The sequence below is a fragment of the Haemophilus sputorum CCUG 13788 genome, assembly GCF_000238795.1.
In the GTDB taxonomy this organism is placed as follows: Bacteria; Pseudomonadota; Gammaproteobacteria; order Enterobacterales; family Pasteurellaceae; genus Haemophilus_A; species Haemophilus_A sputorum.
This window is the reverse complement of sequence record NZ_AFNK01000031.1, coordinates 23,013-46,167: the sequence shown is the minus strand read 5'-3', so window position 1 is coordinate 46,167 and position 23,155 is coordinate 23,013. Positions and strand designations below refer to the sequence as shown.

Here is a 23,155-nt window from a genome sequence, read left to right as displayed (position 1 = left end):
ATAGACAAGCGGTTGTTTTCTTGCAATTTTGAGGGTATGTAGCTGTTGCACAGAATCCAAGCTTAACCGCAATAAAAATGTCTTTAATTTTATGATAGACTAATGGCATTATAATTTAAATAGAGATTAATTGTTAGAACGATTATTTCTATATTATATTAATAATATAAATTATATAATATTTTGAAAGTAATAAATTTAATATTTATCTTTTCAACTTAAAGATATTAAAAATAAAGCAGGAAAAGACCAAATTTCAGATTTTATTTTTTACACAATGTGCTTAGATAGTTAACAGATATCCATATAGTCATCGAACGTATGATAAATTGGTAAATCGCATAGTAGCATAAATTAGCATTGGCCACATTTAACTCTATAAGAAGTATTACTAAGTTTGATTATACAGTTTTTACACTTATTGATTATAGTTTCTTAATCTTCTCATTTTTCCTCTTCTAACTTGCCACGTACTGGAACATCATAAAAATATTTCAAATCTTTATTGAAAGTGTATTAAAATATATGCTTATATTTTATAAATGAGGGTAATTAAATGTGGTCAGATACTGAATCTAAAGAAGACTATCTCAATTTTGGTGAAGTATCCCAAATTGTTACTGAAATCTTAGAAACTGAAGCTATGCTCCCCGTTTCAATAGGTATTTTTGGTAATTGGGGTGCAGGTAAATCTTCTCTATTAAATTTGATTGAGCAACAAATCGAACCTGATGAATGGATTGTGATTAAATTTGATGCTTGGCTTTATCAAGGATTTGATGATGCCAGAACGGCTCTTTTGGAGACGATTGCAAACCATTTGATTCAAGCTGCCAAAGATGAAGAAACCATCTTGAAAAAATCCCAAAATTTATTAGTCAGAATTAATGGTCTACGTTTGGCTGGTTTTCTTGCGGAGGGGGCTGCTTTAGCTGCAGGTTTTCCTACTTTTGGTTTAGTTTCCAAAATATTTGGAACGGCTCAAAATGCCTTGGATGGAATTCAAGATGAAACGGAAAGTAAGCAAGTTATAGAAATAGGAAAAGAAATTGTTGATTCAGGAAGAAAACTTATCAACCCCAAAAAACAGCAAACCCCACCACAACAAATCGATGAGTTTAGAAAAGAATATGGTGAGATATTACAGAGTTTAGGTAAAAAGTTGGTTATTGTGATTGATAACCTTGACCGTTGCCTGCCTGCTAATGCTATTCAAACATTAGAAGCCATTCGTTTATTCTTATTCTTAAATCGTACAGCTTTTATTATCGCAGCTGACGAGGAAATGATCCGCCATTCAGTTGCCGAACATTACAAAGATTTGTCGTATCGTCATCAAATTGATTATTTGGACAAGCTCATTCAGATTCCTATTCGTGTACCTAAAGCAGGTGTTCTTGAAATTCGTGCGTATTTGTATATGCTGTATGCTATTCATCAAAAAGTGCTACCCGAAAAATTAGCAAACTTACGCCAATTTTTAGAAACTCATTTGCAACAATCTTGGCAAGATCAATCCTTAAATCCAGAACAAGTAGCCAAAACTATTGAAGAGCAAGATAATCGAGCTCTCTTGTCAGATTTTGAAAGAGCAAACAGAATAGCTCCTCTATTAGCAAATTCACCTAATATTCACGGTAATCCTAGAATTGTAAAACGTATTTTAAATACTATTAAAATGCGTGCCAAAATCGCAAACAAGCGTCAAATACCGTTAGAGGAAGCGATTATTACCAAATTGGTGATTTTTGAGCGATGTGTGGATTCTGATGTGGTAACAAATTTTTATCAACGTATTAATGAAGAAGAGGGTAAACCTGAATTATTAAAAGAGCTGGAAAATCACAATGAGCAAAATTTATCAAAACTCTCTGAAAATAAGCCCATTCAAACATTTATCAAAGAATGGGCAAAGTTAGAGCCAAAATTATCCAATGTTGATTTGCGCGCGGCGATCTATTTATCCAGAGAAACCATACCGCTAAATACTTATACCGCTCAACTTTCTCAAAAAGCCCAAGATGCTTTAAACATTTTACTTACAACCACATCAAGAACAGGCTCACAAAATACTCAGAACGCTATTCAGGGATTAACAATTGATGAACAAATCTCCGTTATGGAAGCATTGATTGAACAATTAAGAAAACTGGATAATTGGGATAAAAGCCCAGATGGTTTTATGGGGGCTTGTTTGCTAGCGGCAAATTCAGAAGACGGTGCAAAAATTTTAGCTCGCTTTATTGCTGAATTGAAAAATAAAGACATTAACTATCCGTGGTTGAACAAAAGATTAAAAAGTGAAACTTGGTACAAGGAGTAAGCAATGGGCACTTCACAATCTAGCGTAGGGCCAAATGGTCGTTCGCCTCTATTACCCTCTTGGGTTGATGATAGTCAGACATCGTTACAAACACCAGACCCACAGAGATTAAAGGGATTGCGTCAGGCAATCGGTAGGGCTGTACGAAGCGGTGGACGTGATGATGTCCGTAAAGCACTTGGGCATTATGCACGAAAAGCCAGTGGTGGTAAGTATATAGCTGTCCAAAAATTGGGGAAAATTACCCAAGCAGGCTCGGGTTTATTTGGTATTTTTTCAGGCAGCCAGCAGCAACAATATTCGGTTAATTTACATAGTTTAAATGGTCAGCCTTGTGATCTAGTCATCAACCAAATTACTCAACTTTTGTCTGGTCATCACGGTGATTCAGACAAAATTCGTTCTGCAATGAATATTGCTTTATCAGAAGCATTGGAAGGAATGACAACTTTTGATGAAAATAGCATTACCACTGAAGTCATTGGTAAAATGATGATTTGTTATTTAACCGAAAGTATTTTTCTGCAAATTGCACACGATGCCGGTAAGGCTTGGAAGAAAGGCGATGATCCTGTGCAAATTGCCAAAGCGGAAAATGATTTACGGCAACTCATTCGTGAAGTAGTAGATATTAAGCTTGCCCCTAAATTTACGGATGATGTTTGCCAGTTAACAATTGAACAAATGCAAGAAATTCAAAACCAAGCTATTTTGGAAATTTGGGAAGAATGGGAGGATTATTGATGACTCAATTGGTTTTTCATCACGATATCAATCAATTAAATAACCTACAAAATGGAACAATACCTGTTCATTTATATGGAATGGGTAATAAAAATCTACAAATTGCCCATATCGGTAATATGGTTTTAGATAGGGTGAGAAGATTAGGCATTAGACTTAATAACCAAGTAATGGATTTTCTAACCATTGCTATGGCAGTAACGGCGGCAGATACTTTTGTTTTGCGAAAAGATACCGCAAATGGCTGGTGCCGTTCCTTTTCTATTACTTTACCATTGTGCCAGCCAGCTATTTGGCAAGCAAACAAAGTTCATTTAGAACACATTTTACACTTTTTAAGTGGTGATATTTGGCAATTTGATTTTCAAGAAAACGGGCAGAATCCTCCACAACCTTATTCACAAAATGGTAGAACCAAGTTAGTAGATTTAAGAAATAAAGACTGTGTTTGTTTATTTTCAGGTGGTTTGGATTCATCGATTGGGGCAATTGATTTATTGGAACAGGGGCACTCACCTGTTTTGGTTAGTCATTCTTATAAAGGTGATAAATCACGTCAACAAGCGATTATTCAGCAACTTAACCAAAATGGTTATATCAATCAATTTTCTCAATTTAATGCGATTGCACAGCCCCATTTAAATAATGGTAGGGCTACTGAAATCACAATGCGAACCAGAAGTTTGAATTTCTTAGCATTTGCTATTGTATCAGCTTATGCATTACAGGATGTGGTGCAAAAAGAGATTGATATTTTCGTACCTGAAAATGGGGTAATCTCAATCAATGCACCTTTAACAGTACGCAGAGTAGGTACTTTAAGTACCCGTACCACTCACCCTTATTTTATCCAAGAAATACAAAAATTATTCACTGCAGTCAATATTCCTTTCACTTTAAAAAATCCTTATCAATTTAAAACCAAAGGGCAAATGATAGCAGAATGCAAAAATTTACCATTATTACAGCAAATTATCCCTGATACTGTTTCGTGTAGTCATTGGAAACGCAAAAATCAACAATGCGGGGTTTGTGTTCCATGCTTGATTCGCAGAGCGTCATTGCATTATGCTGGTATCACGCATGATGCTGGATATGAATTCAATGATATTCGACAAATTTTGACAAATCGAGATAGGAAAGATGATTTATTTGCTTTAATTAACGCTATTCATCAAAAAAATCATCGTAATATGAATCAATGGGTTTTACAAAGTGGCTCACTACCGACTCAACAATTAAATCAGTTTGCAAATGTTCTTATGAATGGATTGGATGAAGTGGAAAAACTTTTAATGGTGAACCAAATATTATGATGGATATGCATTGCCATTTGGATTTATATACTAATCCACAATACGTTGCAAAACGATGTAAAGATGAAAATATTTATGTCTTATCTGTTACAACTACACCAAAAGCGTGGTACGGAACAAGTTTATTAGCAAAAGACTGCCCTCGTATTCGTACTGCCTTGGGATTGCATCCCCAACTGGCTCACGAACGTTGGCAGGAGTTAGATTTGTTTGATGCATTATTAAACCAAACTCGCTATGTGGGTGAAATTGGTTTGGATGGCGGAAAAGAGTTTAAAACACATTGGGAAACCCAATTAAAGGTTTTTCGCCATATTTTAAGAAGCTCAGCAAAATCTGGAGGAAAAATATTAAGCATACATTCTAGGATGAGTGCACATGCTGTACTAGATGAATTAATCCAAGTAAATGGTAATTTACCAATCCTTCATTGGTTTTCAGGCACAAAACAACAACTAAAACGAGCGATTGAAATAGGCTGCTATTTTTCTGTAGGACCTGCAATGTTAAGCAGTAAAAAGGGGTATGAGTTGACCCAACTTATGCCGATGGAAAAAATATTGGTTGAAACTGATGGACCTTTTGGGAATTTTAAAACACAAGCTTTACTACCCTGGGATGCCAATATTGCCATTGCAATATTGGCAGATATTTGGGGGATGAATATTTCAGAAGCTGAGAATATATTGAAAAAAAATCTCTTTAGCTTAGTTTCAAAATATATATAAAGCACAACTTCTCCTTATATCTTCCATAAAAATTTTCCATTTTCTCAAATAATCTTGATCTTTTATAATATCTTTTATTTTTAAACTTAACCAGAACCATTAGGATATACCATCCCTAATGGTTTAATTTAACAATTAAACATTTTTTGAAAAATCCTAAATTTTATGATCTGTTCCGAAAAGTTGGAAGCTTAGTCCAACAACTTTTTAGGGCAGATCAATTTTTACTTTTTCTAAATAAAAGGTAAGAAAATGTAGCAGAAATAACAAATTGGCATAGTAGACAAAATAGCCACTAAAAAGTGGCTTAAAGCCTTATAATACAAGGTATTAAGCCCTATTTAATTCAATTAATTACTTGTGATGGTAGGGGCGGTCTAATGAAAGAACTATTTGATACTCCAGTGCAGATGTGTCAGTTTCATATGGTCGCGATTGTGATGCGAAAATTAAGGAAAAACATCGGTCACAAGTGGGTTAAGAATTGAAAATAATTGCGAAATCATTGGTAAAAAGTTCAAGAAATGACTTTTATCGTTGTTTGTATCCTTGGTTTATAAAACATGAGAATTTTTTAAAAGAACGAAGTGATAAAGAGAATGAAAAAGGTTATTTTTATTATAAATATAGAAATATAAGAGCGGCTTATGTAAGTTTGAAGTATTATATAAATTATTTATTTACTTTTGAAAAGAATACTGAAATAAATATCGAAAATATGATAAATAGGTTAGAAGGATTATTTAAATATCAAAAGTTTCAATTAAATGAACATAATGGATTAACGAAAAAACGAAAAGTTATATTTATAAAGGTTTTTTAAATAAAAAGAGTTGCTAATATTTTGAAAAATAAACATTAGCAACAGTTTTGTCTACTATGCCAATAAATTAAACCTTTGTACAAATGTTACATAATACCGCAATTTTTTGCAAAAATACGACTGCTTGTCATTAGCTGTTTTGCGCTACTTCTGCCGCAGGTTTACGGCGTTTACCAATGTTTTTGGTATCTTTATGACGCACTTTTACTTTCGCCTTTGAGGCTTCTTTTTTTGCTTCTTTGCGTTTTTTAATGCGCGCTTTTTCTTTTTTGCTGGTGATATTCAGTTCGCCATCTTTCGGTGCTTTAGTGCGTGGCTCTAAACCTTCTACCACGCGTGATTTCAATGCTTCTTCAGTATAGCGTTTGATTTTACCAAGTAGTTTGTAGTCGTGTGCTTCTACTAACGAAATTGCAGAACCCTTTTTCCCAGCACGCGCAGTGCGTCCGATACGGTGTAGGTAAGTATCAGCACTATAAGGTAGGTCGAAGTTAATCACATAATCAACATCGTCAATATCAATGCCTCGAGCGGCAACGTCGGTTGCGACCAATACGTTAACCACACCTTCTTTTAAGCGGTTAATTGCTTGGTTTCGCTGGGTTTGCGCCATATCGCCTTCTAAATAGGTTGAGCGTAACCCTCTTTTGCGTAGTGTTTCACTAAGCTCACGGACATCTTCACGGCGGCGAACAAAAACAATCACTTTTTCCATCTCTAAACTAGGAATCAAACGCGCCAGTAATTTGGTTTTATGTTCTAGATTATCGGCATGATAATACCATTGATGGATTTTTTTGCGCTCACGGCGACTTGGTTCTGCTTCAATTTGTACAGGATCTTGTAATAGACGCTCAGCAAAATCAGTCAATAATTCACCTTCAAGCGTAGCAGAGAATAACCAAGTATGTTTGCGCCAACGGGTTTCTGCAGCAATTTTTTCCGCATCTTGCCCAAAGCCCATTTGCAGCATACGGTCTGCTTCATCAAAAATCAGAATTTCTACCGCACGGCAATCAAAGTTTTCTTCTTTGATATATTGCATTAAACGCCCTGGTGTTGCGACAACGATGTCTTGGTTGCTGTTAAATACTTCGCCGTGGTTTTGGTAAGCCACACCACCTGTAATCGTCGCAATGCTTAGTTTGGTAAATTGGGCGAAAGATTGGGCTTCTTCCGCAACTTGCATAGCGAGTTCACGGGTTGGGGTTAGGATTAAAATACGGGGTGCACCGGGTTTACGGCGCGGGTAGTCAAGCAAGTGTTGAATTGCCGGTAGTAAAAATGCTGCGGTTTTTCCTGTTCCTGTAGGCGCGGAGCCTAATAAATCTCTGCCATCTAGGGCGTAAGGAATAGTTTGCTCTTGCACAGAAGTGGGGCGTTTGTAGCCTTTTTGTGCCAAAGCTTTTAATAATTGGGGAGAGAGGTCGAGTTCTTCAAAAGTAAGAATCGCATTTTCTGAGGTCATATAATTCCTGATGCTACGCTACAAGCGGTTTAATTTTATTACGGTTTTGCAAATTATAGCATAATCAAAGAACCGCCCAAATAAGAAAGGCTAAGTCGATGCTTAGCCTTTCTTTCTCGTTTATGTATTATTTATTTAAAGTTAATACTACGCTTTCACCAGCAACAACTTCGCCAGTTTTTTTGTTAAGGTTGCTAATTTCGTCCATGTTTGAAATCACAACCGGCGTTAATACAGATTTTGCTTTTGCTCTTAAGGTTTCTAAGTCAAATTTGATAACTGGGTCACCAACTTTAACACTTTGACCTTCTTCAGCGATACGCGTAAAACCTTCGCCTTTTAATTCAACGGTATCAATACCGAAGTGAACGAATAATTCTACACCGTCTTCTGATTCGATAGAGAATGCGTGATTGGTCTCGAAAATTTTACCGATGGTACCATTTACTGGTGCAACGATAGTATCGCCATTTGGGTTAATAGCCACGCCATCACCCACAATCTTCTCAGAGAAAACCACATCAGGCACATCTTCAATGTTTACAATTTCACCTGAAAGTGGTGAAAAGATTTGAATTTCTTTTGATTCTTTTTGTTTTGAACCAAAGATTTTGCTTAAAAAGCCCATAAAATTCTCCGTTTGTAAGAACAAAATTCCCTTCTATTTTATACGAGAATTCTGTTTTTGTATGCTAAATTATCAATAATTAGCTAAGTTTTGCGTAAAAATCATTAACTAAACGTTCAATATCTGCTGCAGTTGGTTGTGCTAAGGCTTCATCTGCTAAAGCTTTTGCGTCTGCATAGCTGATTGAACGAGCGAGTTTTTTTACGTGTGGTACAGAAATTGCACTCATACTGAATTCATCTAAGCCCATACCCAGTAGCAATGCGGTAGCGCGGACATCACCGGCTAATTCACCACACATACCAGTCCATTTACCTTCAGCGTGAGAAGCATCAATAACTTGTTTGATTAAATTCAACACAGATGGGGTTAATGGATTATATAAGTGAGCAATGATTTCATTGCCACGGTCAACGGCAAGGGTATATTGCGTTAAGTCGTTGGTACCGATACTAAAGAAATCAACTTCTTTAGCAAGATGACGCGCATTCACTGCCGCTGATGGGGTTTCAACCATTACACCTAATTGTAAGTTTTCATCAAAGGCATGACCTTCTGCGCGAAGTTGTGCTTTTAATTCGGCTACGATAGATTTTAATTCACGAATTTCTTCTACTGAGATAATCATCGGGAACATTACCGCTAATTTACCAAAAGCAGAAGCACGAAGTACTGCACGTAATTGTGTGTCTAAAATTTCACGGCGAGTTAAACCAATACGCACTGCACGCCAGCCTAAGAATGGGTTCATCTCTTTTGGTAAATCAAGGTATGGTAATTCTTTATCCCCACCAATATCCATGGTACGAAGAACAACTTGTTTGCCTTCCATCGCTTCAACGATTTCTTTATAAGCTTCAAATTGTTCTTCTTCACCTGGTAATGAAGCGCGATCCATAAAGAGGAATTCAGTACGGTATAAGCCGACAGATTCACCACCATTGCGTAACACGCCATCGACATCACGAATAGTCCCGATGTTACCGGCCACTTCAATACGGTGTCCATCTAAGGTTTCAGCAGGCAGCTCTTTTAATTTTGCTAATTCTGCTTTTTCTGCTGCTAATTTTTCTTGCTGTGCTTTGAAAGCTGCAATTTCAGTTTCAGACGGATTGATATGAATTTGGTTGCTAATGGCATCTAAAATGACTAAGTCACCTGTTTTGACATGAGTTGTGATATCGTTAGTCCCCACAATTGCCGGTAGTTCTAATGAACGCGCCATAATTGAGGTATGCGAAGTACGTCCACCAATATCAGTAATAAAACCTAATACTTTGTCTAAGTTTAATTGTGCGGTTTCAGATGGAGTTAGATCATAAGCAACAAGAATAGACTCTTCTTGAATATCGCCTAAATCAACGATATGCATGCCTAAAATGTTGCGTAATAAACGGTTACCGATATCGCGAATATCACCAGCACGCTCTTTTAAGTATTCATCATCAATTTCAGATAATACGGCAACTTGTTGGTCGATAATCTTGTTTGTTGCAACATCAGCAGTAACAAGGTTTTCTTTAAGATAAGCGAGAATTTCTTCTTCTAACTCTTCGTCTTCTAAGATCATTAGATGACCTTCAAAGATAGCGGCTTTTTCAGCGCCTAGCGTACGTAGCGCTTTTTCATGAATAGAATTGAGTTGTGCTGCGGTTTTTTCACGACCAGCATAGAATTTAGCAACTTCAGCATCAATTTGGTCAGCTGAAATTTTTTGGGTGTTAAGGACGATAGGCTCTTCTTTTAAAACTAATGCTTTACCGAAAACTACCCCTGGGGAAGCTGCGATACCTGTAACCATAATAAGATCCTTTTGTTGTTGGAATGAAAAACTATGGCAAGCCGAAACTTGCCATAGAAAATTCGATTATTCTAATGTAGGGATTAAATCTACTAAGAAATCAACCGCTTTTTGCTCATCTTCGCCTTCAGCAGTAATGGTAATATTTGTACCTTGTGTTAGGCCTAATGTTTGCAGTTTGAATAAACTTTTCGCACTCGCACTTTTACCGCCAGAAGTGACTGTAATGTCCGAAGCAAATTGTTTTGCTGCTTTTACAAATTCAGCTGCTGGACGAGTATGTAAGCCACTTGGTGCGGTAATAACAACATCTTTAGCGTATGACATAGGATTTCCCCTTATTGTGTAAAGTTAAAACTGGAAAGAGTTAGCCTCTAACACCTAATCTTTTTCACTTTACTACAAAATGGATATAAATTCACGAATAAAAATAAAAGAACGGTATAAATAATGATCTAAATCAGGTTGTTTTAAGAACATTTATGGATAAAACCGAAAATTTAACAAAACCTACTGTATAAAATTTACAATTTTGTAAACTCTGTAAATGAGTAAATTTGCAAAAAAATGCTAAAATCAGACCGCTTATTATTTTGAGGAATTTATGCGTCGATTTTTTGTTTCAGCTCCCGCTTGGGGATGCTATTTAGGCTTAGTTTTTTTATATAGCTTCAGCTTCTGGCAACTTATCTTGCACCGCCGAGACGAAACCTTTTGGTCTTGGACGGATGCATTTACCATTCTGAAATATAGCATCTTACAAGCTGGATTATCCGCACTTCTTTCTACCATTTTCGGATTGTGTTTAGGGCGTGCATTTTTCTATTTAAACTTTAAAGGTAAATATTTTTTACTTAAAACTTTTTCCTTCATTTGGACACTTCCATCGCTCATTGTTATTTTTGCCGTGATTGGTGTCTGGGGAAATTCAGGTTGGCTTGCACAAATTTTCAGCTTTTTAGGCTTAGAGTGGCAGTTTTCGCTTTATGGTTTAGTGGGGATCTTACTCGCACATTGCTTTTTTAATATCCCATATGGGATGTTATATAGTTATGCTCTTTTAAAGCTGATACCTAATAGCCAACATAAATTAGCAGCGCAACTGAACATCACAGGCTGGCAACGTTTTAAATTGGTAGAATGGCCAATCTTGAAAAAGAGAATACCTTTTGGCTTTATGACGATTTTTCTAATCTGCTTTACCAGTTTTCCAATAGTGTTAATGTTGGGCGGTGGGCCTAAATATAGCACATTTGAAGTTGCCATTTTCCAAGCGGTCAATTTTGAATTTGATTTTGCAAAAGCAGTGATGTTAATTGCAGTTCAAGTTGTTGTAGCGGTAGTTTTGAAAATATTGCTCAATATGGTAACGCCAAAACAAGAAAAAATCGTTTTAACACCAGATGTTGAAAGTTGGATACCGCAGTTATCTAATTTAGAAAAACGTGGTTTACAAATCATACTTTGGACGTTTGGTTTTGCTTTACTTGTTCCGCTATGCAGCGTCATTTGGGAAGGCATTAGTGTTTCGCATTTAATGGAACGTTTACAAAATCCAATGTTATGGCAGGCAACGGCTTATTCTTTAATGCTTGGATTTATTGCTGCTATTGTTGCTGTTTGTGTTGCTTATTCTGTCGCGTTAGCCGCTCGTCATTTTTATTATCAAAAGCAATTTATTCGCCATGCATTTCTAGCGAGTACAGTCGTCTATCCACTTATTTTTCCGATTTTTTTGCTTTCGGTTGGGCTTTATTTCTTCTTTCAAAATAGCGAACTTTCGACGTTTCAGCTATTGTTACTAGTTGGTGTGTGTAATGGTATTGTTACGCTACCTTATATTTACAGTATGATTTTTGATGCACTTTGGCAAACGCTGACTCGCCAAGATAAATTAGCGAAAAGTCTCGGTTTAAGTGGTTTCCGACGTTGGTGGATTGTTGAGAAAAATTATCTTGTTCGTCCATTGTTGAATGCTTTTGCATTGGCAATGTCTTCAAGTCTTGGCAGTTTTGCGGTTATCGCTTTTTTTGGTAGTCCAGATTTTAGTTCGCTGCCTTACTTGCTTTATCAACAACTTGGCAGTTATCGAATGGAAGATGCAGCAGTCACAGCAGTTGTGTTAATGGCCATTTCTGCACTTCCGTTCTGGGTACTAATGAAAAATAAAAAAGGTTATATATGATTGATTTAGATCTGATTTTTAACTATGAAAATAGCCCGATGCACTTTGTTCTTCAAGTTGAACAAGGGGAAAGGCTAGCAATTATTGGTGAAAGTGGGGCAGGGAAAAGTACGTTATTAAATTTGATCGCGGGCTTTGAAACGCCTGCAAGCGGTCAGATTTTGCTAAATGATTGCGATCATACGCAAACTCAACCTGCTGATCGACCCGTTTCAATGTTGTTTCAAGATAATAACCTTTTTCCTCATTTAACGGTGGCGCAAAACATTGGTTTAGCGCTAGCGCCAAGCTTATCGCTAAATGCTACCCAACAGCAACAAGTAAGAGAAATTGCTGAAAAAATGGGTATTGAGCCATTGCTCAGTCGTCGTGCCGATCAGCTTTCTGGCGGGCAGAAACAACGTGTTGCTTTGGCAAGAACGTTGCTACGCGATAAACCTATTTTACTCTTAGATGAACCTTTTTCTGCGCTTGATCCTATTCGCCGTCATGAATTACAACAGTTTATTTTAGAGATTTGTATTGAGCGAAACCTAACACTTTTAATGGTAACTCACCAATTAGAAGAAACGAAAAACTTGTTTACACGGGTAGTGGAAATTCGAGAAGGACAAGTTTTTCCGTTATCTGATTAGAAAATGTGATCTATATCACAAAATTCATAAAACAGTTGAATTTCAGGTTTTTTTTACTTTGTTTGCTAAACCGTTTTAGTTAGAATGGCGCCATTACTTTTTATCATTTATGTAATCCTTTATAGAGGTGATTTATGAACTTCCCAAAAATTGCGGAACAAACCATTGCAAAGTTAGGTGGTAAAGAAAATATTACTACCCTTGCTCACTGCGCCACCCGTTTACGTTTAACCTTAGCTGATGAATCGAAAGTGGATAAAGAAGCCATCGAAAATATCGAAGGCGTAAAAGGTCAATTCTCAACGAGTGGCCAATACCAAATTATTTTTGGTTCAGGCACGGTAAACAAAGTCCATGCTGAGATGCAAAAACAGATGGGTATTGGTGATATGAGTACAGCGGAAGTAGCGGCTGCTGGCGCTGCAAATCAACCTCTTTTACAACGCATTGTGAAAGGGCTTGCAGATATTTTCGTTCCAATTATTCCTGCAATCGTTGCAGGAGGTTTGCTGATGGGTATTCACTCAATGTTGACCTCCATCGGCTTTTTCTGGGAAGGGCATTCAGTTGTTACCAAATATCCGGGCGTTTCTGATTTAGTTGATTTTATTAACACAATTGCTAACGCACCGTTCGTATTCTTACCAGTGTTGCTTGGCTTCTCAGCTACTCGGAAATTTGGTGGAAACCCATTCTTAGGTGCGGCATTAGGGATGCTTTTAGTTCACACTGACTTAACAGATGGTTGGAACTATGCGAAAACCTTAATGGAAGGCAAAATTACCTATTGGAACGTATTTGGTTTAGAAATTGAAAAAGTAGGCTACCAAGGCACCGTGATTCCAGCAATTGTGTCTGCATGGGTACTCGCTACACTTGAAAAAGGTTTCCGTAAATTTGTACCGTCTTATTTAGATAACCTTGTTACGCCAATGTTCTCATTGCTCATTGCGGGTTTCTTAGCCTTTACCGTGATTGGCCCAGTTGGTCGTGAGGCGGGTAGCTTAATTTCTCAAGGATTAACTTGGTTATATGACACATTCGGCTTTATTGGTGGTGGTATCTTCGGGGCATTCTATGCGCCAATCGTTATTACTGGTATGCACCAAACCTTTATTGCCGTTGAAACCCAATTATTAGTAGATGTAGCGAATACGGGCGGTACCTTCATCTTCCCAATTGCTGCAATGTCTAATATTGCACAAGGTGCAGCCTGTTTAGGTGTGGCATTTACGATGAAAGATGCCAAAGTTCGCGGTTTAGCAATTCCATCTGGTATCTCTGCATTATTAGGGATTACTGAACCAGCTATGTTCGGGGTGAACTTACGTTATCGTCATGCATTTATTGCCGCGATGATTGGTTCAGGTTTAGCGAGTGCTTTCATTGCAGCATTTAACGTAAAAGCAATTGCATTAGGCGCAGCAGGTTTCTTAGGTATTCCATCTATCAAACCAGATAGTTTAGCGATGTACGCTATTGGCATGGTGATTTCATTTGCCGTGGCGTTCTCTGTGTCTGTTGTATTAGGCAAACGTGCACAAGCAAAACAAAAATAATTAACTTTTGAATCAGTTTGGGGATTATGCCGAAAAAAGGTATAATCCCCTTTATTTTTTAAAGTTTAAGAGCGTGTTATGAGCCAAATTCCATTAAGAAACGAACAAGAAATTGAGAAAATCCGCGAAGCCTGTAAATTGGCTTCTGATGTATTAGTGATGATTACCCCTTATGTGAAAGAGGGCGTTAGCACAGGGGAATTAGATAAAATTTGCCATGATTATATGGTTAATGAGCAAAAAGTGATTCCAGCGTGCTTGGGTTATCACGGCTTTCCGAATGCGACTTGTATTTCGGTCAATGAAGTGGTTTGCCACGGTATTCCAAGTATGGACAAAATACTTAAAAATGGCGATATCTTGAATATTGATGTGACCGTCATTAAAGATGGTTATTTCGGTGATAACTCAATGATGTATGTGGTTGGTGAAACGAATATTCGTAGCCAGCGTTTAGTGGATGTCACGCTAGAATCACTGTATATCGGCTTACGCACGGTAAAACCGGGTATTCGCTTAAAAGAGATTGGAAAAGCCATTCAAAAATATGTCGAAAAAGAGGGTTTTTCAGTAGTTCGTGAATATTGCGGACATGGCATTGGCACTGAATTCCACTGTGATCCACAGGTGCTACACTATAATTCAGATGATGGCGGTGTTGTGCTAAAAGAAGGCATGGTCTTTACGATTGAGCCAATGGTGAATGCGGGTAAAAAAGAGATTCGTAATATGCCAGATGGTTGGACAGTAAAAACCAAAGACCGCAGCCATTCAGCACAATTTGAGCACCAAATTGTCGTGACGAAAGAGGGCTGTGAGGTTATGACAATTAGAGATGAAGAAATTGCTTCAGGACGTATTAGTCGCTTTATGAAAAATAGCTAGTTTGGCTTGATAAATAACAAGCGGTTTAATTTGCAAAAAATATTGCGAATTAAACCGCTTGTAGCATTAAAATTAGTCGATATTTTTTAATTCTTCTTCAGATAGTGTTTCTTTTCCGTCATTCGGTTCAGTGACTTTACCATCATTGACTTTAAACTCTAGGTTTTGGAAGTAGGCTTCTCTAAACATCGTATAAGAGTCAGAAGATTGTTGCAGTAATGCATCTTGATCTAACAAGTTCGCACGCGTATCGACACCTTGCACGGCAAATTTTGCAATCGCCCATGGTGTAGTAAGCAGTGATAAGACTGGATAAGAAGAGTCCACCACTTTACCCACCGCTTGGCGTGGGGTCGTTGAACCATAGCCCGGTACAACCACATAAGCCCCTGTACCAACACCATATTTACCCATAGTATCGCCAAATTCACGCTCGCCGTTTTCTAATTTTAAATCTGGTGTTTTGCTTGCCCAGTCAATTAAACCGCCTAAACCGAAAACGGAGTTAATCCAGAAACGGTTTAAATGCACCATCGCTTTTTGGCCTTCGCCTTCTAATAAACGGTTTACGAAACTCGCTGGCTCATCTAAGTTATTTGCAACATTGACTAGACCTGTTTTGATAGGGCTTGGCACATAATCACGCCAGCCTGTTGCGACAGGTTTTAAGACATAAGGATCGATATACTCGTAGTTTACTTTCCACATTGCGCGGTTAAAGCCTTCAAGTGGATCTTTACGCTGACCCGTTGCAGGATCGATAGATGAAGAACACGCACTCAAACCCATTACACTTGTGGCTAATAAAATAGCTTTTAATTTCATAGAAGATTCCTTAAATAAATTTGCTGCCATTCTAGCTAACAATCGACAAATTACAAGTAAACAATGGTAAAGAGAAATCTAGACGTCTAGATTGCTTTTGATTAAAATAGGCGCATTTTTTGTATGCATTAGGATTCAAATATGACTGATTGGAACGGTGAATATGTCAGCCCGTACGCGGAACATGGCAAAAAAAGCGAACAAGTGAAAAAGATTACGGTCTCTATTCCGATTAAAGTATTAGAGATCTTAACCAACGAGCGCACTCGCCGTCAGATCAAAAACCTTCGTCATGCAACGAATAGTGAGTTGCTATGCGAAGCCTTTCTCCATGCCTTTACGGGCCAACCGTTACCCTCCGATGAAGATTTACTCAAAGAGCGCAGTAATGAGATTCCTGAAGAGGCAAAACTAAAAATGCGAGAGTTAGGGATAGATCCCGATAACTGGGAATACTAACTTTCGATTTTCTTTTCATGTCGAGGCAATTAATTATGCACTATCAATTAAATCGTGAAGCCCGTTGGGCATTCATTTTATCGCTTATTTATCTGTTAGGCTGGGTCGGCTTTGCTTATTTTTCCCCAAAAGGGAAGGGGGTATTCGGCTTTCCTATTTGGTTTGAGCTCTCCTGTTTATTCTTGCCACTGATTTTTACCCTTTTGGTTTATCTAGTGGTCAAAAACATTTATCAAGAGATTGATTTGGAGCAGTCAGATGAAAAATAGTGAAATGTTAATACCGCTGATTGCGTACCTATTTTTTGTTTTTGGTGTGGCGTATTACGCTTATCGTCAACGAGCAAGCGGTAGCTTTTTATCAGAGTATTTCGTTGGTAATCGCTCGATGTCTGGCTTTGTGCTAGCAATGACCACAGCAGCCACTTACTTAAGTGCAAGCTCTTTTATTGGCGGACCGGGGGCTGCTTATAAATATGGTTTAGGTTGGGTACTGCTTGCGATGATTCAAGTGCCAGCAGTACTACTGGCATTAGGTGGCTTAGGTAAAAAATTTGCTTTGTTAGCGCGTCGTTATCAGGCAGTCACGGTTAATGATTTATTATTTGCTCGTTACCAAAATAAATGGATTGTTTGGTTTGCCAGCCTTGCGTTGATTCTCTCTTTCTTTGCGATGATGACCGTACAATTTATCGGTGCGGGTCGACTGTTTGAAACCACGTTTGGGATTTCTTACCAGAGCGCAATTTTAATTTTCGCGCTTACTGTGGGGATTTATACCTTCATTGGTGGTTTCCGTGCCGTTGTATTAACCGACACCATTCAAGGCATGGTGATGGTAATTGGAACGCTCTTGCTATTGGGGGGGGTTATCTATGCATTAGATGGCATCACACCTGCCATGGAAACTTTAGAGAAAATCAATCCACAGCTGCTTGAGCCTTACGGGATTGATGAGCGCCCATTAGATTTTACTTACATGACGTCATTTTGGGTGTTGGTTTGTTTTGCATTGGTTGGTTTACCGCAATTAGCTGTGCGTGGCATGGCTTATAAAAACAGCCGCTCACTACATCAAGCTTTAGTGATTGGTACTGTTGCGGTATTTATCTTAGTGTTAGGCATGCACCTTGCAGGCGTATTAGGGCGTGCTGTTGTGCCAGATTTAAAAGTGCCAGATCAAGTGATTCCAACCTTGATGTTACAAGTGCTTCCGCCAATGGCCGCGGGTATCTTCTTAGCTGCACCGATTGCCGCGATTATGTCGAGCATTGACTCTTTATTGATTCAATCTTCTTCTACGCTCATTAAAGATTTATATTTGGCTTGGAAGCCAGAAGCGGTGCATGAGGAAGCAAAATTAAAACGTTTTTCAACTATCACCACGTTACTGATTACCGTATTGCTTGTGGTCGCGGCATTTGATCCGCCAGACATGCTGATTTGGCTGAACTTGCTTTCATTAGGCGGTTTAGAATCGACTTTCTTGTGGGTAATTGTACTAGGCGTTTATTGGAAAAAGGCAAATGCAACAGGTGCGTTAAGCTCTATGGTGGTGGGATTAGGCAGCTATATCATCATTCACACGTTTAAACTTAGTCCGTTTGGTTTCCATGCGATTGTACCAGCGGTATTATTAAGTTTAATTGCCTTTTTAATTGGTAATTTGTTTGGTAAAAACGACCGCTTGTAAAGCAAAAAAAGTGCGTAGATTTAAATCCACGCACTTTTTTATTCATTTATTCGTAAAAGACTACTTCATTTGCTGATAAGCTCACTCGCGTTCCCGCGTTTCCAGCCACAATGTCTTCAATATCTGCTAGTGAACCAATCGCAGCATCTTTACCTGTCGCTTTCACAAAGTTAATCACAGCTTGTACTTTCGGCCCCATAGAACCAGGTGCGAATTCCGCACTCAATGCTTCAAGGGCAGCAGGATTGGCTTTAGCAATTTTGCGTTCCCCTTCTTTTTGGAAGTTTACACAAGCGGCATTCACATCGGTGGCGATAATAAATAAATCGGCATCAAGATGATTAGCAATGACGGCCGTTGCAAGATCTTTATCTACTACCGCTTCTACACCGGTTAATTGCCCTTGCGCATTTTTCACACAAGGTACACCGCCACCGCCCCCGCAAATGACAATGTGATCTTGAGCTAATAATGCTTTCACGGCATTTATCCCTGTTACATCTTGCGGTTTCGGGCTTGGCACGGCACGACGATAATATTGCCCATCTGGCATTACCGTCCAGCCTTTTTCTGCGGCTAATTTTTCAGCTTCTGCTTGAGTATAAACTTGCCCAATCGGTTTACTTGGTTTGGAAAAGGCTGGGTCATGTTCATCAACAATAACTTGGGTAACTAATGTTTGAGTCGGGGTCGCTGGAAGCAAGTTGGTAAGCTCTTGTTGTAACATATAGCCAATCATGCCGACAGTTTGTGAAACGAGCACATCTAATGGATAGGGTTCGATTTTGTTATCTTGTGCATAATAAGCTGCGTGTTGAAGCGCTAATAATCCAACTTGTGGGCCGTTGCCATGAGAGATAATCAGTTCGTTCTTGGGTTTGACTTTTGCCAGCTGTTCTGCGGCTAAACGAATATTGGCAGATTGATTCTGGGCGGTCATTGGCTCGCCCCGTTTTAGTAGTGCGTTTCCACCTAGTGCAACGACGATTCTCATTTTGGCTCCTTAATGCTTATCTCTGGTTTTTATTGAAAAGTCCGCGCACGCAAGCGGTCAGATTTTGCGAAAGTTTTGCGTACGCGACAACAATGTCATGGCGGTTAAGCAAGGCTTGCAACCATAACTGCTTTAATGGTGTGCATACGGTTTTCGGCTTGCTCGAATGCCACATTCATTGGTGATTCAAACACATCTTCAGTCACTTCAATCCCATTTGCTAGGGCAGGATAGAGGGCGGCAATTTCTTTCCCGACTTTCGTTTCGCTATTGTGGAAAGCAGGTAAACAGTGCATGAATTTCACTTTTGGGTTACCAGTGCGTTTCATCAATTCAGGTGTCACTTGATATGGCATGAGCAGATCGATTCGCTTGCCCCAAGCTTCTAGTGGCTCGCCCATTGACACCCAAACATCGGTATGCACGAAATCTACACCTTTGACGGCGGTATCAATATCTTCAGTAACGGTAATGCGTGCCCCAGACTCTTCTGCAAATTTTTGACACATTGCCACTAATGATTCTTCAGGTAAGAGTGCTTTGGGTGCGCAGATACGCACATCCATGCCTAATTTTGCGCCAATAAGCAGAAGGGAATTCCCCATATTGTTACGCGCATCCCCAATGTAAACGTAGCTAATTTGACTTAATGGTTTCTCGCTGTTTTCCATCATAGTTAAAACGTCTGCTAACATTTGTGTTGGGTGGAATTCGTCTGTTAAGCCATTAAAAACGGGCACGCCAGCGTATTCAGCTAATTCGTTTACGACAGATTGTTTAAAACCACGGTATTGGATGGCATCGTACATTCTGCCTAATACGCGAGCGGTGTCTTTCATTGATTCTTTATGCCCGATTTGTGATGAAGTTGGATCAATATAAGTCACATGCGCGCCTTGATCGTAAGCAGCCACTTCAAAAGCACAACGGGTACGGGTTGAGGTCTTCTCAAAAATTAAAGCAATATTTTTGCCTTTTAATAATGGCTGTTCCGTGCCGGTGTATTTGGCGCGTTTCAGATCGCTTGCAAGGTCTAATAAGAATTTGATTTCACGTTCAGTATGATTAACAAGACTCAATAAATGTCTGTTTTTTAAATTGAATGCCATGATTTAACTCCTGAGAAGCATTGGTAAAAGAAGCAGAAAAGTAAACCGCTTGTGATGAGTAAAAGAAAAGGGGAAGAGAAAGAAAATGTTTGTGAGATAAATGAAAATAGAAAGGGAAAAGGTACCGAACAATAGGGAGGTATAATCAGAAAGAGATTGGGTTCAGTGAGCATTTTCAGCCTATCTAAAATAATGAAATTTATCTTAGACGCGCATTTTAACAAGATTTATGCGGTTGTCAATGGCGCAATCGGTTGCTTTTGCAATCTTATTCTGCTTTTGTGCATTTTTATGCGTTTAGGCTGCATAAAAATCGCTAGAAAAGATAAAATAATTTGAATGGTTATACCTCTTTAGGATTATCTGATTTGCGAAAAAGCAAAGTTGGTTCTAACTATTAAACAAATTGAAGTATGTTGGCCGATTTTTTGCTATGCTAAGCACCGTTTTTAGATTTAGTTTTTTCAATTTTAACTATTCATTGTTGATGGGGTAAGAGATGAATCCAAGACGCAAATCTCGATTAAAAGTGGTGGTTGTGATCTTATTTGGATTAGCGGTAGCAGTTGGGCTAACGCTTTACGCATTAAGTCAAAATATTGACTTATTCTACACACCTTCTGAAGTCGTTCAGGGTAAAAATAATGACCCGAACCAAAAACCAAGTGTAGGTCAGCGTATTCGTGTTGGTGGTATGGTGGTTGAAGGCTCGGTAAAACGTGATGAGAAGACTTTAAAAGTAGAGTTTGAAGTTGATGACATTGGGCCTGCGATTTCTGTCGAATACGAAGGTATTTTACCGGATCTCTTCCGTGAAGGTCAGGGCATTGTGGCACAAGGGGTGTTGATCGAACCAACTCGCTTACGTGCAACAGAAGTGCTGGCAAAACATGATGAAAACTATATGCCACCTGAGTTAGGTGATAAATTAAAATCACAACATAACCAAATGGGTGTTTCTGATGCTGATATGAAAGGGGAATCTGCACGCGATAAAGCAGTGCAAGGAGAACAAAAATGATTGCAGAACTTGGCAATTACGCCTTGGCATTGGCGCTAGCTTTATCTGTTTTCCTAGCAGTCCTTCCATTGATTGGTGCTGAAAAAGCAAATGTGAAATTGATGGCGTTAGCCCGTCCACTGACTTGGTCAATGTTTTTAGCATTGAGCCTCTCGTTCGGTGCGCTATTTTACTTGTTCGCCGTTAATGATTTCAGCGTGCAATATGTCGTGAATAACTCCAATTCACTATTGCCGTTGCAATATCGTTTATCAGCCGTGTGGGGTTCGCACGAAGGTTCATTATTGCTATGGATCTGGTTGCTTTCACTCTGGGCAGTTGGTGTGGCGACTTTCACCCGTAAGATGCCAGAAGAAGCGGTGGCTCGCGTATTAAGCGTAATGGGCTTAGTGAGCATTGGCTTTTTAGTCTTTATTATTTTTAGCTCAAACCCATTTGGTCGTACTTTCCCAGATTTCCCTGCAGATGGGCGTGAGTTGAATCCAATGTTGCAAGACGTTGGCTTAATTTTCCACCCACCGTTGCTCTATATGGGTTATGTAGGTTTCTCGGTGGCGTTTGCTTTTGCCATTGCATCATTGATGAGTGGCAGATTAGATACCGCTTGGGCAAGATGGTCTCGTCCATGGACAATGGCTGCATGGGTTTTCTTAACGCTCGGTATTATTTTAGGTTCATGGTGGGCATATTATGAATTAGGCTGGGGTGGCTGGTGGTTCTGGGACCCAGTTGAAAATGCATCTCTAATGCCATGGTTAGCGGGTACAGCACTGATTCACTCGCTTTCTGTTACTGAAAAACGCAGTACGTTCAAGGCGTGGACAGTATTATTAGCTATTCTTGCTTTCTCATTGTGTTTACTTGGGACTTTCTTAGTCCGTTCAGGCATTTTGGTTTCTGTACATGCCTTTGCTTCTGACCCAACACGTGGTTTGTATATTTTGGCTTATTTAGTGTTGGTTATTGGTGGCTCACTACTGCTCTATGCCTTCCAAGGAAACAAAATTAAAAGCCTAGATAACTATCAACGTTATTCGCGTGAAAGCTTGTTATTACTTAATAACATCATGTTAATGGCGTTTTTATCGGTCGTCTTTTTAGGCACGATTTTACCGTTAATTCATAAACAAATTGGTTTAGGCAGCATTTCTATTGGTGCACCGTTTTTTGACCAAATGTTCTTAATTTTAATGGTGCCGTTCTCACTTTTATTAGGAATTGGCCCGTTAGTAAAATGGCGCAGAGATCAAGTTTCTGCAATTCGCACGCCAGTCATTATTTCACTGATTATGATGGTGGCACTAGGTTTTGGTTTACCATATCTTGTTGGTGATCGCTTAACTGTAACTGCAGTATTAGGTGTCATGATGGCGGCAATCATTGTGATTTTAAGCCTTTATGAAATGCATACGCGTGCGACACATCGTCATTCATTTTTAACTGGTGTATTTAAACTTTCGCGTTCACATTGGGGCATGACTTTAGCCCACTTAGGTGTCGCAATGACGGTTTTCGGTATTGCAATGAGCCAAAACTTCAGTATTGAAAAAGATGTCAGAATGCGTGAAGGCGACAGCGTACAGATTTTGGATTACCAATTTACGTTTAAAGGCTTGAAAATCACAGATGGTGCAAACTATCAAGGTGGGACGGCAGATATTGCGATTACTAAAAATGGCAAACCAGAAGCCACGCTTCATGCAGAAAAACGTTTCTACAATGTCAGCAAAATGGGAATGACCGAAGCGGCTATTGATTGGGGCTTCTCTCGTGACCTTTACGCAGCACTTGGCGAACAGCTTGAAGATGGCTCATGGGGCTTACGCCTTTACTACAAACCATTTATTCGTTGGATTTGGTTTGGTGGTTTATTTATGGCAATTGGTGGTTTACTCTGTATGCTAGATAAACGTTACCGGATTCGAGTGAAATAAAAGCGAATCTCAAATTGACAGTATTA

21 protein-coding genes are annotated in these 23,155 nt (G+C 38.8%); 14 read left to right on the top strand and 7 right to left on the bottom strand.

Annotation, left to right across the window (positions count from 1 at the left end; translation table 11 throughout):
- The first annotated feature begins 556 nt into the window (after nt 1-556).
- The 5 genes from HSP_RS0103630 (at nt 557) to HSP_RS11495 (ending at nt 5,934) form a co-directional block, all read left to right on the top strand.
- The gene (locus HSP_RS0103630) at nt 557-2,323 is read left to right on the top strand and encodes a KAP family P-loop NTPase fold protein (protein ID WP_007526536.1); all 1,767 of its coding nucleotides are present in this window, start codon (nt 557-559) and stop codon (nt 2,321-2,323) included.
- A gap of 3 nt (nt 2,324-2,326) precedes the next feature.
- Nucleotides 2,327-3,067, top strand: coding sequence for a hypothetical protein (locus HSP_RS0103625; RefSeq protein WP_007526534.1), 741 nt, complete (start codon nt 2,327-2,329; stop codon nt 3,065-3,067).
- Nucleotides 3,067-4,383 carry a Qat anti-phage system QueC-like protein QatC gene (gene qatC / locus HSP_RS0103620; protein WP_010128913.1) on the top strand — a complete coding sequence of 439 codons (1,317 nt, stop codon included), beginning with the start codon at nt 3,067-3,069 and terminating at the stop codon, nt 4,381-4,383. The genes HSP_RS0103625 and qatC overlap by 1 nt, the downstream gene beginning before the upstream one ends.
- Nucleotides 4,380-5,111 carry a Qat anti-phage system TatD family nuclease QatD gene (gene qatD, locus HSP_RS0103615; RefSeq protein WP_007526504.1) on the top strand — a complete coding sequence of 244 codons (732 nt, stop codon included), beginning with the start codon at nt 4,380-4,382 and terminating at the stop codon, nt 5,109-5,111. Before qatC ends, qatD begins: the two co-directional genes overlap by 4 nt.
- Before the next feature lie 484 nt (nt 5,112-5,595).
- Nucleotides 5,596-5,934: a hypothetical protein gene (locus tag HSP_RS11495; protein WP_231287870.1), complete on the top strand. Its 339-nt coding sequence runs from the start codon at nt 5,596-5,598 to the stop codon at nt 5,932-5,934.
- A 130-nt stretch (nt 5,935-6,064) separates the two neighbouring features.
- Here HSP_RS11495 and srmB read toward each other — a convergent pair whose 3' ends face one another.
- From srmB to HSP_RS0103590, 4 genes are all read right to left on the bottom strand, one after another.
- On the bottom strand, nt 6,065-7,402 hold the full coding sequence (srmB, locus tag HSP_RS0103605) for an ATP-dependent RNA helicase SrmB (protein WP_007526508.1): 1,338 nt from the start codon (nt 7,400-7,402) through the stop codon (nt 6,065-6,067).
- A 127-nt stretch (nt 7,403-7,529) separates the two neighbouring features.
- Entirely contained in the window at nt 7,530-8,030 is a 501-nt protein-coding gene (crr, locus tag HSP_RS0103600) for a PTS glucose transporter subunit IIA (protein WP_007526497.1), read from the bottom strand.
- Nucleotides 8,031-8,109: 79 nt separating this feature from the next.
- A complete protein-coding gene (ptsI, locus tag HSP_RS0103595; RefSeq protein WP_007526523.1) occupies nt 8,110-9,831 on the bottom strand; it encodes a phosphoenolpyruvate-protein phosphotransferase PtsI in 1,722 nt (573 codons plus the stop codon).
- Nucleotides 9,832-9,897: 66 nt separating this feature from the next.
- Entirely contained in the window at nt 9,898-10,158 is a 261-nt protein-coding gene (locus HSP_RS0103590) for an HPr family phosphocarrier protein (RefSeq protein ID WP_007526498.1), read from the bottom strand.
- Between the two features lie 277 nt (nt 10,159-10,435).
- On the opposite strand from HSP_RS0103590, the gene thiP reads away from it, so the two are divergent.
- From thiP to map, 4 genes are all read left to right on the top strand, one after another.
- Nucleotides 10,436-12,016, top strand: coding sequence for a thiamine/thiamine pyrophosphate ABC transporter permease (gene thiP, locus HSP_RS0103585; RefSeq protein WP_007526528.1), 1,581 nt, complete (start codon nt 10,436-10,438; stop codon nt 12,014-12,016).
- Complete coding sequence (thiQ, locus tag HSP_RS0103580; RefSeq protein WP_007526555.1) at nt 12,013-12,651, top strand: thiamine ABC transporter ATP-binding protein; 639 nt, start codon at nt 12,013-12,015, stop codon at nt 12,649-12,651. Before thiP ends, thiQ begins: the two co-directional genes overlap by 4 nt.
- A gap of 134 nt (nt 12,652-12,785) precedes the next feature.
- Nucleotides 12,786-14,210, top strand: coding sequence for a sucrose-specific PTS transporter subunit IIBC (locus HSP_RS0103575; RefSeq protein WP_010128912.1), 1,425 nt, complete (start codon nt 12,786-12,788; stop codon nt 14,208-14,210).
- A 78-nt stretch (nt 14,211-14,288) separates the two neighbouring features.
- Nucleotides 14,289-15,095 carry a type I methionyl aminopeptidase gene (map, locus tag HSP_RS0103570; RefSeq protein WP_010128911.1) on the top strand — a complete coding sequence of 269 codons (807 nt, stop codon included), beginning with the start codon at nt 14,289-14,291 and terminating at the stop codon, nt 15,093-15,095.
- A 72-nt stretch (nt 15,096-15,167) separates the two neighbouring features.
- Here map and HSP_RS0103565 read toward each other — a convergent pair whose 3' ends face one another.
- On the bottom strand, nt 15,168-15,920 hold the full coding sequence (locus HSP_RS0103565) for an MlaA family lipoprotein (RefSeq protein WP_010128910.1): 753 nt from the start codon (nt 15,918-15,920) through the stop codon (nt 15,168-15,170).
- A 141-nt stretch (nt 15,921-16,061) separates the two neighbouring features.
- On the opposite strand from HSP_RS0103565, the gene metJ reads away from it, so the two are divergent.
- Genes metJ through panF form a run of 3 tightly spaced genes read left to right on the top strand, consistent with a single transcriptional unit; the run spans nt 16,062 to nt 18,071 of the window.
- A complete protein-coding gene (metJ, locus tag HSP_RS0103560) occupies nt 16,062-16,379 on the top strand; it encodes a met regulon transcriptional regulator MetJ (RefSeq protein ID WP_010128909.1) in 318 nt (105 codons plus the stop codon).
- A 35-nt stretch (nt 16,380-16,414) separates the two neighbouring features.
- On the top strand, nt 16,415-16,648 hold the full coding sequence (locus HSP_RS0103555; RefSeq protein ID WP_007526521.1) for a YhdT family protein: 234 nt from the start codon (nt 16,415-16,417) through the stop codon (nt 16,646-16,648).
- Nucleotides 16,638-18,071: a sodium/pantothenate symporter gene (panF, locus tag HSP_RS0103550; protein WP_010128908.1), complete on the top strand. Its 1,434-nt coding sequence runs from the start codon at nt 16,638-16,640 to the stop codon at nt 18,069-18,071. The genes HSP_RS0103555 and panF overlap by 11 nt, the downstream gene beginning before the upstream one ends.
- A gap of 46 nt (nt 18,072-18,117) precedes the next feature.
- On the opposite strand, the gene arcC is transcribed toward panF, so the two are convergent.
- Both arcC and HSP_RS0103540 read right to left on the bottom strand, forming a co-directional pair.
- Nucleotides 18,118-19,065 carry a carbamate kinase gene (gene arcC, locus HSP_RS0103545; RefSeq protein ID WP_010128906.1) on the bottom strand — a complete coding sequence of 316 codons (948 nt, stop codon included), beginning with the start codon at nt 19,063-19,065 and terminating at the stop codon, nt 18,118-18,120.
- Between the two features lie 104 nt (nt 19,066-19,169).
- Complete coding sequence (locus HSP_RS0103540; protein WP_010128904.1) at nt 19,170-20,174, bottom strand: ornithine carbamoyltransferase; 1,005 nt, start codon at nt 20,172-20,174, stop codon at nt 19,170-19,172.
- Between the two features lie 499 nt (nt 20,175-20,673).
- Here HSP_RS0103540 and ccmE point away from each other — a divergent pair, with 499 nt between their 5' ends.
- Both ccmE and HSP_RS0103530 read left to right on the top strand, forming a co-directional pair.
- Entirely contained in the window at nt 20,674-21,195 is a 522-nt protein-coding gene (ccmE, locus tag HSP_RS0103535; protein ID WP_007526495.1) for a cytochrome c maturation protein CcmE, read from the top strand.
- Nucleotides 21,192-23,129, top strand: a complete 1,938-nt coding sequence (locus HSP_RS0103530; protein WP_010128903.1) for a heme lyase CcmF/NrfE family subunit — start codon at nt 21,192-21,194, stop codon at nt 23,127-23,129. Before ccmE ends, HSP_RS0103530 begins: the two co-directional genes overlap by 4 nt.
- Nucleotides 23,130-23,155: the final 26 nt, after the last annotated feature.

Coding starts and splice junctions, on each gene's coding strand:
- HSP_RS0103590 (WP_007526498.1), bottom strand. CDS start 10,158: ATGTCATACGCTAAAGATGTTGTTATTACCGCACCAAGTGGCTTACAT.
- HSP_RS0103530 (WP_010128903.1), top strand. CDS start 21,192: ATGATTGCAGAACTTGGCAATTACGCCTTGGCATTGGCGCTAGCTTTA.
- ccmE (WP_007526495.1), top strand. CDS start 20,674: ATGAATCCAAGACGCAAATCTCGATTAAAAGTGGTGGTTGTGATCTTA.
- ptsI (WP_007526523.1), bottom strand. CDS start 9,831: ATGGTTACAGGTATCGCAGCTTCCCCAGGGGTAGTTTTCGGTAAAGCA.
- HSP_RS0103575 (WP_010128912.1), top strand. CDS start 12,786: ATGAACTTCCCAAAAATTGCGGAACAAACCATTGCAAAGTTAGGTGGT.
- HSP_RS0103540 (WP_010128904.1), bottom strand. CDS start 20,174: ATGGCATTCAATTTAAAAAACAGACATTTATTGAGTCTTGTTAATCAT.
- srmB (WP_007526508.1), bottom strand. CDS start 7,402: ATGACCTCAGAAAATGCGATTCTTACTTTTGAAGAACTCGACCTCTCT.
- crr (WP_007526497.1), bottom strand. CDS start 8,030: ATGGGCTTTTTAAGCAAAATCTTTGGTTCAAAACAAAAAGAATCAAAA.
- qatC (WP_010128913.1), top strand. CDS start 3,067: ATGACTCAATTGGTTTTTCATCACGATATCAATCAATTAAATAACCTA.
- qatD (WP_007526504.1), top strand. CDS start 4,380: ATGATGGATATGCATTGCCATTTGGATTTATATACTAATCCACAATAC.
- HSP_RS0103630 (WP_007526536.1), top strand. CDS start 557: ATGTGGTCAGATACTGAATCTAAAGAAGACTATCTCAATTTTGGTGAA.
- thiP (WP_007526528.1), top strand. CDS start 10,436: ATGCGTCGATTTTTTGTTTCAGCTCCCGCTTGGGGATGCTATTTAGGC.
- HSP_RS0103565 (WP_010128910.1), bottom strand. CDS start 15,920: ATGAAATTAAAAGCTATTTTATTAGCCACAAGTGTAATGGGTTTGAGT.
- panF (WP_010128908.1), top strand. CDS start 16,638: ATGAAAAATAGTGAAATGTTAATACCGCTGATTGCGTACCTATTTTTT.
- HSP_RS0103625 (WP_007526534.1), top strand. CDS start 2,327: ATGGGCACTTCACAATCTAGCGTAGGGCCAAATGGTCGTTCGCCTCTA.
- thiQ (WP_007526555.1), top strand. CDS start 12,013: ATGATTGATTTAGATCTGATTTTTAACTATGAAAATAGCCCGATGCAC.
- map (WP_010128911.1), top strand. CDS start 14,289: ATGAGCCAAATTCCATTAAGAAACGAACAAGAAATTGAGAAAATCCGC.
- HSP_RS0103555 (WP_007526521.1), top strand. CDS start 16,415: ATGCACTATCAATTAAATCGTGAAGCCCGTTGGGCATTCATTTTATCG.
- arcC (WP_010128906.1), bottom strand. CDS start 19,065: ATGAGAATCGTCGTTGCACTAGGTGGAAACGCACTACTAAAACGGGGC.
- metJ (WP_010128909.1), top strand. CDS start 16,062: ATGACTGATTGGAACGGTGAATATGTCAGCCCGTACGCGGAACATGGC.